At 65.8% G+C, this 8,582-nt stretch carries 9 protein-coding genes and 2 tRNA genes; 6 read left to right on the top strand and 5 right to left on the bottom strand.

What is annotated here, in order from left to right; all coding sequences use genetic code 11:
- Nucleotides 1-119 precede the first annotated feature (119 nt).
- Nucleotides 120-195, top strand: a tRNA-Glu gene (locus ABH900_RS15300).
- A gap of 178 nt (nt 196-373) precedes the next feature.
- On the opposite strand, the gene ABH900_RS15295 is transcribed toward ABH900_RS15300, so the two are convergent.
- A complete protein-coding gene (locus ABH900_RS15295; protein ID WP_429623955.1) occupies nt 374-790 on the bottom strand; it encodes a GNAT family N-acetyltransferase in 417 nt (138 codons plus the stop codon).
- 76 nt (nt 791-866) lie between these two features.
- Between ABH900_RS15295 and ABH900_RS15290 the strand changes: the two genes are divergently transcribed.
- Complete coding sequence (locus ABH900_RS15290; RefSeq protein ID WP_429623953.1) at nt 867-1,823, top strand: SOS response-associated peptidase family protein; 957 nt, start codon at nt 867-869, stop codon at nt 1,821-1,823.
- 45 nt (nt 1,824-1,868) lie between these two features.
- On the opposite strand, the gene ABH900_RS15285 is transcribed toward ABH900_RS15290, so the two are convergent.
- Entirely contained in the window at nt 1,869-2,066 is a 198-nt protein-coding gene (locus ABH900_RS15285) for a hypothetical protein (protein WP_010484956.1), read from the bottom strand.
- 69 nt (nt 2,067-2,135) lie between these two features.
- A complete protein-coding gene (locus tag ABH900_RS15280; protein ID WP_429623951.1) occupies nt 2,136-2,516 on the bottom strand; it encodes a response regulator in 381 nt (126 codons plus the stop codon).
- A gap of 132 nt (nt 2,517-2,648) precedes the next feature.
- On the opposite strand from ABH900_RS15280, the gene ABH900_RS15275 reads away from it, so the two are divergent.
- A tRNA-Leu gene (locus tag ABH900_RS15275) sits at nt 2,649-2,734 on the top strand.
- A gap of 224 nt (nt 2,735-2,958) precedes the next feature.
- Nucleotides 2,959-4,398 carry a GGDEF domain-containing protein gene (locus ABH900_RS15270; RefSeq protein ID WP_429623950.1) on the top strand — a complete coding sequence of 480 codons (1,440 nt, stop codon included), beginning with the start codon at nt 2,959-2,961 and terminating at the stop codon, nt 4,396-4,398.
- On the opposite strand, the gene ABH900_RS15265 is transcribed toward ABH900_RS15270, so the two are convergent.
- A complete protein-coding gene (locus ABH900_RS15265) occupies nt 4,395-6,221 on the bottom strand; it encodes a methyl-accepting chemotaxis protein (RefSeq protein ID WP_429623948.1) in 1,827 nt (608 codons plus the stop codon). The two genes, ABH900_RS15270 and ABH900_RS15265, sit on opposite strands and share 4 nt — an antisense overlap.
- Before the next feature lie 661 nt (nt 6,222-6,882).
- Here ABH900_RS15265 and ABH900_RS15260 point away from each other — a divergent pair.
- Both ABH900_RS15260 and ABH900_RS15255 read left to right on the top strand, forming a co-directional pair.
- Nucleotides 6,883-7,971 (top strand): DUF5694 domain-containing protein, encoded by a 1,089-nt coding sequence (locus ABH900_RS15260; protein WP_429623946.1) that lies wholly within the window; start codon nt 6,883-6,885, stop codon nt 7,969-7,971.
- A 61-nt stretch (nt 7,972-8,032) separates the two neighbouring features.
- Nucleotides 8,033-8,323: a putative quinol monooxygenase gene (locus tag ABH900_RS15255; protein WP_429623945.1), complete on the top strand. Its 291-nt coding sequence runs from the start codon at nt 8,033-8,035 to the stop codon at nt 8,321-8,323.
- Nucleotides 8,324-8,345: 22 nt separating this feature from the next.
- Here ABH900_RS15255 and ABH900_RS15250 read toward each other — a convergent pair whose 3' ends face one another.
- Nucleotides 8,346-8,567 (bottom strand): hypothetical protein, encoded by a 222-nt coding sequence (locus ABH900_RS15250; RefSeq protein ID WP_429623944.1) that lies wholly within the window; start codon nt 8,565-8,567, stop codon nt 8,346-8,348.
- Between the last annotated feature and the right edge of the window lie 15 nt (nt 8,568-8,582).

The following is an 8,582-nucleotide window of genomic DNA, read 5'->3' as shown; positions in this document are numbered from 1 at the left end:
CATAGCTCAGCTGGGAGAGCGCCTGCATGGCATGCAGGAGGTCAGCGGTTCGATCCCGCTTGGCTCCACCACTTTCGACATTAGGCCGTCGAAAGATCTACAACTTGAAGTTTTCGTGCGTCCCCATCGTCTAGAGGCCTAGGACATCACCCTTTCACGGTGGCGACCGGGGTTCGAATCCCCGTGGGGACGCCAATTCTTGAAACCCCGGCCTTGGCCGGGGTTTTTCTTTGCCTGCGATTCTCGATAAAGCCCTATCCATGCATGGCGTGGATCTACCGCCTCGTCCGACATCCCATCCACGCATGGCCTGGACCTACCCGACCTTCAGTAGATCCACGCCATGCGTGGATGGCTTCACCTCGACCGCACCTCAAAACCGGCGATACATCCCGATCGATGCCGGTGCGGTCGGCGCAAAACCAAACTGCGCGTACAAGCGGTGCGCTTCGCCATCGGCCAGCAGGCTGACGTACGCCGACGGCGGAAGATTCGCCTGCATCCATGCATCGAGGCGTCGCATCACTTCTTTACCCAGCCCCTGCCCCTGCAGCCGTGGCAGCACCGCGATGTCGCAGACCTGCAGGTGGCAGCCACCGTCGCCGACGATGCGGCCCATCGCCACCAGTTCGCTGCCCTGGTACGCACACACACCGAACAGGGTATTGGGCAGAGCGCGCCCGGCCGCTTGCCGGTCCTTGGCACTGAGGCCGGCAAGCACGCGCAACTGGCAGTAGTCTTCGACCGTCGGCACGGCCTCGCGGAACAGGCAGGGAGTGGAATCGTTCATGCGGCGTCTCCTGTAGGTCGGGCTATGCTGCCGCATCCACGTCGCAGCCGCTGCGACCCACGCAGACAGAGTTCCCATGTGTTATTCCGCGCTGATCCGCGCCGACTACGCCACGCTGGTGCGCGAATTCGGCGCCATCCTCTCGCTTGAGGAATTCGCCGCACTGTACGCGCATGATCCCGGCAAGAAGCGACCGAAAACACCCAAAGCGATGGACGACGGATTCGCCGGCGCGCGTACCGAGCAGGGCCGCGATATCGTGGCGAAGATCCAGCAATGGCATGCACAGGAACAGCAGTCCCTGGAGACCGAGCTGGCACAGCAGCGCGAGCGGCGCGATATCGCCCACGCCACGCTGGCGAGCCGCCCCACGCAGAAGGCCCGCAACGACCTGCGCGTGGCCGGCAACCGCATCGACCGTGCGCAGGCCCGGCTGGAAGATCTGCACCGCGTGCAGCTGCTGCCACGCGACAACCGCATCTTTCCCGGCACCTATGCCCCGGTGATGGTCAGCGAGAACGGTCGGCGGGTGATCAAGCCGATGCGCTACCAGTGCCGGCTGCCGGACAAGCCGGCGCGCAACGACGTGCTTTATCCCGGCACCTACAATGCGCGCCGTGACAGCCTGGAAGGCTACTGGCGCGGCGCCTTCGGGCTGCGCCACGGCGTGGTGGTGGTACAGGCGTTCTACGAGCATGTGCCACGCCACGCCCTCGCCGGCCGAACACTCGGCAGCGACGAAAAGGAACAGGACGTGGTGCTCGAATTCCGGCCCGATCCACCACGCGACCTGCTGCTGGCCTGCCTCTGGGCAGAATGGGAGGGGCCGGAAGGCCGCCTGCTGTCCTTTGCCACGATCACCGACGCACCTTCCCGCGACGTCGCCGCTGCCGGGCATGACCGTGGCGTGGTGCCGATCCGCAAGGAACATCTCGACGCCTGGCTCAATCCCGACCCGGATGATCTGGCATGCCAGTACCGCATCCTCGATGACCGTGAGGACATCCGCTACGTGTACGACGAAGTGGGCTGAACACCCGGCTCAGATGAAAAACCCCGCCTGGGCGGGGTTCCTGGATCAGGGGTTGCCACCGCACATCGCCTCTTCGCAGAAGGCTTGTTCCTGCAGGCACTGCTCAACCTCACCGCCACGCGCGATGCAGCTCTTGTAGAGCTGGAAACAGGGCTGGCCGCACCAGGCGGCAGACGCCGTACCGCCGAAGACCGCCATCGAAAGGACACCCGCAGCAACCATGCGCTTGATCCACTTCTTCATGCCACTCTCCTTGTAGGCCTGAGCACTCAGGCCCCCGCAGCATACTCCCGGCGGTCCGGCGCTGACGGCTCAGGCCTTGGCGCTGGAATGGCCTACCGCACGCGCCAGCGCGCGCGACAGATCCACCGACAGGTAAGGTTTGACCAGCAGCACGCCAGCCAGCATCGATGCCGGAAGCTGCTCGGCCAGCATTCCGGTGGCCAGCACGAACGGAATGCCGCGCGCCGACAGCGCTGCAGCGACCGGCTCGCTGGTCTCGTTGCGGGCCAGCCGATAGTCCAGCAGGGCCACGTCCGGAGCGGAATCCTCCAGCAGGCGCAGGGCGTCGGACACGCTCGCCGCCAGCCCCACCACGACCGCACCGGCATGCACCAGCTGCATCTGCAGCAAAGCCGCACTCATTTCGTCATTCTCGACCACCAGCACCCTCAGGTCCTGCAACACTGTCATCAGCTACCGCTCCTGGAGGCCATTACGCCCCTGAAGTATAGCCATCACGGGGCCGATGCCGACAGGAAGCGCCCTGATAGGCCCTGCCCCTATGAAACTCCCGCCAACCTCGGTTACACTCGCACGCTGCCTGCCGGTGTGGCGGAATGGTATACGCAGCTGACTCAAAATCAGCCGGGGGTAACCCCATGAAGGTTCGAGTCCTTTCACCGGCACCACTGCATCAAAGGCCAGGTCCCCGACCTGGCCTTCTGCATTTTCAGCCCCCACGGATGAGCGGTTGCCGGTGGGACGTGTGCGTGCGGAAGCGACCGCGTCACGTTGCTGAAATACAACGCAACTGCTGACATCGTTGCCAGTGGACGAAGTTCACACTTTTCTTGCCAGCCTCACCCGCATCTGCCTATGGTGACCTCAGCCGAACCTGGGGGCGGGGGAATGCATGACGTTGCGGGCCGCACTGTTTTTCATGGTCACGCACGCGCTTGTCATCGGCCTGATCGGCCCTGAAGATCCAGTCGGCTCCCATCTGCTGTTGATGACCGCACCGCTGCTGGCGGCACTGGCCTGCGTGCGCCGCGCACGCGGCAGCCAGGCCGCCTGCAAATGGCGCACGCTCGGCATCGCGGTCTGCCTGTTCTCCCTTGCCCTGCTGGCGCTGCTGTATCGCAAGGTGACCGGCATCGGGCCTGCCGAGATGACCCTGTCCTCGCTGCTGCTGTACGTGTTCTACCGCATCCCGCTCACCTACGTGGCAGCCAGCCCGGGCGGCGGCACCCGCTGCATACGCGCCGTGGACCTGGTGATCATCGCCCTGCTGTGGCTGCTGTACTTCGTGCATACGCAGGCGCTGGCCCACCTGAACACCGCATTGTGGATGCAGGGGCTGAGCACGATGAGCGCCGTGCAGAACAGCCTGGTGTTCTGCTTCGCACTGATCCGCTTCCTGGCCGAGGACAATGCCGATCGCCGTGACTTCTTCCGTACGCTGACGATCTACGCGCTGGGATACTTCCTGCTGGCGCTCTACATCAACACCTTCCAGCCGCAGGTACCCGATGGCGGCTGGACCGACCTGCTGATCAGCGGGCTGTTCGTGCTGCTGGCGGTAATGGCCGGCAGCCCGCACCGTGCACCGGCACCGGCGATGCCGCGCCACCTGCGCCGCATCGTCGATGCCGGTGTGCCGCTGATGCTGCCATTGCTGCTGATGATGGTGGCACTGCTGGTCGCGCGCCTGCATCCGACCCTGGCCACGATCGGTTTCATCGGCGCCATGCTTGGCTATGCCCTGCGCAGCGTACTGACCCAGGTTGAAATCCAGCGCCAGCGTGATGAACTGGAACTGCTGGCCCGGCGCGATCCGCTGACCGGGCTGGGCAACCGCCGCAACTTCGACGAATCACTCGGCAGCGCACACCGCCGCGCCCGTCGCCAGCGCCTGGGCCTGGCGGTGTTGATGATCGACATCGACCACTTCAAGCGGCTCAATGACACCTATGGGCACCCGGAGGGTGACCGCCGGCTGCGCGCAGTCGCCGCGATCCTCGATGGCTGCCTGCAACGCGGTGACGACCTGCTGGCCCGCTACGGTGGCGAGGAATTCATCGCTGCCCTGCCCTCGCCCGACCCCGCCCACGCACTGGGACTGGGCGAGCGGCTGCGAGCCGCCGTCGAAGCGGCCGTCCTGCCCGCACCCGAAGGCCATGTGACCATCAGCATCGGTGTGGCCTGGCAGGCCGCCGGAGACGACCGCGAACCGCGCGACCTGGTCGATCGTGCCGACCAGGCCCTTTACCAGGCCAAGCACGCCGGCCGCAACTGTGTGCACGCCGCGCCGCCGGCCAAGGCCGAGCAGGCCCGGCCCGGTCAACGCGCCTAGACCGCGCGCAGCACCGTCGCACCCTGCGGATGCCCACCTCCGCCCTGCACGCGGAAGCCGGCCACGGTCTGCAGCAGCTGTGCCGATTGCTCCTCCATGCTGCGCGCCGCCGCCGAGGCCTCCTCGACCAGCGCAGCGTTCTGCTGGGTGCCCTGGTCGATCAGATCGACAGCGTGGTTCATCTGCTGGATGTCGTCACTCTGCTGCTGCGAAGCGGTGCTGATCTCGGTCATCAGGTCGCTGACCCGGCGCACGTTATCCACGATCTCGTCCATGGTGCGGCCGGCGCTCTCGACCTGCGCCGTACCCGCACCGACATTGGCCACCGACGCGTCGATCAGCTGCTTGATCTCTTTTGCCGCACCCGCCGAGCGTTGCGACAGTTCGCGGATTTCGGTGGCGACCACCGCAAAGCCCCGCCCGTGCTCCCCTGCACGGGCGGCCTCCACTGCTGCGTTCAGGGCCAGGATGTTGGTCTGGAAGGCAATGCCATCGATCACACCGATGATGTCGACGATGCGCCGCGAAGATGCATTGATCACCGCCATGGTCTCCACCACCTCATGCACTACGCTGCCGCCGCGCGCGGCGACCTCGGCAGCACCACCGGCCAGCTGACTGGCCTGGCGCGCGTTGGTGGCGGTGCGCTGCACGGTCTCGGCCAGGCCCTTCATCGACACGGCGGTTTCCTCCAGCGAGGCCGCCTGCTGCTCGGTGCGCTGTGACAGGTCGCTGTTGCCCTGCGCGATCTCCGTCGCACCCACCGCAATGGTGTCGGCCGCGAACTTGATCTGGCCGATGATCGCGGCCATGGCCTCCACCAGCGAGTTCACGCCCTCGCACAGCTCGGCGATCGGCCCGCTCTTGTCGGCGGTAGCCACGCGCCGGGTCAGATCGCCCTCCTTGGCCGCAGCCACCACCTCACGGGTCTGCGCCACGGCACGCTGCATCGCCTGGTTCTCATGCACCTGCGCGGTGATGTCGGTGGCGTACTTGACGACCTTGAACGGCTTTCCGTTGAGGTCGAGGATGGGGTTGTAGGACGCTTGGATCCAGACCTCACGCCCGCCCTTGCCCAACCGCCGGTATTGGCCGGCATCGTACTCGCCGCGGCCGAGCTTCTCCCAGAACTGGCGATACTCGACACTGCTGCGGTGATCAGGCTCGACGAACAGCGAATGGTGCTGTCCACGCACTTCATCCAGGCGGTAGCCGGTGGTGGCCAGGAAATTGTCGTTGGCCGACAGGATGCGGCCATCCATGCTGAACTCGATCACTGCCTGCGACTTGTCTATCGCCGCCAGCTGCCCGGCCGAATCGGCGGTCTGCAGCTTCTGCGCAGTGATATCGGTGGCGAACTTGACCACCTTGTAGGGACGTCCCTGGCGATCCAGCACCGGGTTGTACGAAGCCTGTATCCAGATCTCGCGCTGGCCCTTGCCGAAACGCCGGTACTGCCCCGCGTCATACTCGCCTCGCCCCAGCCGCGCCCAGAAGTCGCGGTACTCCGCACTGCGTGCCTGCTCAGGGTCGACGAACAGGGAATGGTGCTTGCCCTGGATTTCTTCCAGCCGGTAGCCCATCGCCTGCAGGAAATTGTCGTTGGCCCGCAGGATGGTGCCGTCGAGCGCGAACTCGATGACCGCCTGTACCCGGTGCAGCGCCGCCACCTGGGCCTCGAGCTCGGCGCGATCGTTGGCGGCTGCCTCGGCGCCGGCACGATGTTGCGGCGCCAGCGCACCAAGCAATGCGCGCCACGGCGACCAACGGGTATGCAGCTCGGCCGGCGCCTGCGCGCCTGCCGTGAAGCCTGGAATGAGCATTGTCTGATCCTCGGTGTCCGACAAAGGGTTGCGACCCGACGGGCGGAATGCCCGGCGGCAACTTCAGTTGCTAAGGACTACAGGTGCCGGCAGGCACCTCTCGAGCGGCTGGCAAGAACGTCTGGTGCGGGTGCGATCGGCATCTGGGAGCGACGGAACACACAGCGCGGGCCGCCCATCGGGAGCAGCCTGGGGTCCTGCAGCGGGGGACTGGAGCGGGATCCAGAGGGGATATCGGCGATGCCAACCGCGGCTTTAGCCGGATTGCGCGACGTCCGTCGCAACTTGAGATGCTGCTGCATGGATGCGGTAGACAATCGCGGCGTACTTCACACCCTGCTCACGCACCACGGACAGCTACCAGGGGAGTCTGCCAGGCACCGGCCAATCCCGGGAACGCGTGATCCCCGCGCCGGCGGATCGCGAACGTGAGGTCCGTCCCCTCGGCAATGGCCGGCCACTACGTTCACCAGACCACGGCCAATGCCTGTTGCGACGCTTGCGGAACGCCCGCATCGCTACCTTCATTGCACGGCGCCTCGCCCGGGATGCCGATGCAGCTCAGGCCGAAAAGGTTTGCATGACCAACGGGAGATTCCCCGGCAGATGAAAATGGCGAGCATGCAGCGATCTGCAGGATGTTCACTGACACGGAGATCGCATGTTTCCACGCTTGGCCAGCTTCCTTATCCTGGGCCTGTGCAGCACCAGCGCCCTCGCCGCCGATCCTGCCTATCGGCCCAGCTTCCACCCCGACCAGTTGAAGGGACCGCCGGTCGGTCGCCCTAACGAAGTGCTGGTACTGGGCACCACCCACCTGGCCGGCCTGCCCAAAACCTTCCAGCCGGCCCTGCTTGAGCCGTTGCTGCAGCGGCTGGTCGCCTGGAAGCCCGAGCTGGTGGCCACCGAAGACCTGTCCGGCCTGCAGTGCGATTTCATGCGACGCAATCCAGCCCGCTATGCAGAAAGCGTATCCACGTACTGCTTTGAAACCGCCACCGCGCAGGCCGCGACTGGACTGGACGTGCCCGCCGCGAACGCCGAGGTTGAGCGTCGCCTGGCCGCCTGGCCGAAGCAGCCCTCGCCGGCCCAGCGCCGTCACCTGGCCGCGCTGTTGCTGGCCGCGGGCGAACGCGGCTCGGCCCAGGTGCAATGGCTGCGCCTGCCCGCGGCCGAGCGCCGCGATGGAGACGGCCTGAGCCCGGCCCTGGTCGAGATCCTCGACAAGGGCCTGACCCGTCGCAACGAAACCAACCTGATCGCGGCCGAAGTCGCCGCACGGCTCGGCCATGAGCGGCTCTGGGCCGTCGACGACCATACGGCCGATTCCCCCGCGCCTGCCGAAGATGAAGCAGCAGCCAACACGGCCATCACCGGTGCCTGGAACAACGCCCATACGGCGGCCCGGAAGCAGCTCGATGAACGGTTGGTGGCGGGGCTGGACAAGCCGGGCGGGGTCATGGCGCTGTATCGTGAGTACAACAGTCCAGCGGCGGCGGCGATCGCGTACGACAGCGACTTCGGTGCGACGCTGGTCGAACCCTCCGCCAAGGCGTTCGGCCGGATGTATGTCGGCTACTGGGAAACCCGCAACCTGCGCATGGTCGCCAACATGCGCGACGTACTGGGCCAGCACCCCGGTTCGCGCATGCTGGCCATCGTCGGTTCTTCGCACAAGGGCTACTACGAGGCCTACCTCAACCAGATGCATGACGTACAGCTGGTCGGTTCGGACGAAGTATTGCGTTGACAGCACCGGTGCCGGCCGAATGCCGGCGCTATGCTGCAGGACCGCAAACGCAGGCAATGACATGCTCAAGGTGATCGCCGAGGACTTCATCCATCCCGAGGCCGTGGAAACCGTTCTTCCTCTGTATCGGGAGCTGGTCGCATGCACCCAACGCGAGCCACTGTGCATCGGCTATGAACTGTTCGTCGACCAGAAGGATCCCGGGCACTTCATCTTCATCGAACAGTGGCCCGACCGTTCGGCCCTCGACACCCACTGCAGCAGCGAACATTTCCAGCGACTGGTGCCGCAGATCAACGCATTCCAGCGCGAGCCATGCCGGTTCCTGCTGATGGATGCCGCGCCGCTGTAGTACAGGCGACGACACCACGAGGCTATCGGCGGCTGCCACGCCACAGCACCACGCTTGCCGCCAGCGTGCAGGCCAGGGTCATGACCAGCAGCACCACCACACCGGCCTGCAACGCTGGCAGCAACGCCCGCGCATGCAGGTCGTCGCGCAACTGCTCCAGGCGTAGGCCACCCGCCAGCGCCAGGGTCCAGCCGATCATGGCCGGCGCGTAGGCGGCGACGGCGTTTCGATTCCAGGCGATCATCCTGTGGTCTCTTGT

It is taken from the genome of Stenotrophomonas sp. AN71 (assembly GCF_050435725.1).
Lineage (GTDB): Bacteria > Pseudomonadota > Gammaproteobacteria > Xanthomonadales > Xanthomonadaceae > Stenotrophomonas.
This window is presented reverse-complemented; position numbering and strand designations above follow the sequence as displayed.

Coding starts and splice junctions, on each gene's coding strand:
- ABH900_RS15295 (WP_429623955.1), bottom strand. CDS start 790: ATGAACGATTCCACTCCCTGCCTGTTCCGCGAGGCCGTGCCGACGGTC.
- ABH900_RS15290 (WP_429623953.1), top strand. CDS start 867: ATGTGTTATTCCGCGCTGATCCGCGCCGACTACGCCACGCTGGTGCGC.
- ABH900_RS15285 (WP_010484956.1), bottom strand. CDS start 2,066: ATGAAGAAGTGGATCAAGCGCATGGTTGCTGCGGGTGTCCTTTCGATG.
- ABH900_RS15280 (WP_429623951.1), bottom strand. CDS start 2,516: ATGACAGTGTTGCAGGACCTGAGGGTGCTGGTGGTCGAGAATGACGAA.
- ABH900_RS15270 (WP_429623950.1), top strand. CDS start 2,959: ATGACGTTGCGGGCCGCACTGTTTTTCATGGTCACGCACGCGCTTGTC.
- ABH900_RS15265 (WP_429623948.1), bottom strand. CDS start 6,221: ATGCTCATTCCAGGCTTCACGGCAGGCGCGCAGGCGCCGGCCGAGCTG.
- ABH900_RS15260 (WP_429623946.1), top strand. CDS start 6,883: ATGTTTCCACGCTTGGCCAGCTTCCTTATCCTGGGCCTGTGCAGCACC.
- ABH900_RS15255 (WP_429623945.1), top strand. CDS start 8,033: ATGCTCAAGGTGATCGCCGAGGACTTCATCCATCCCGAGGCCGTGGAA.
- ABH900_RS15250 (WP_429623944.1), bottom strand. CDS start 8,567: ATGATCGCCTGGAATCGAAACGCCGTCGCCGCCTACGCGCCGGCCATG.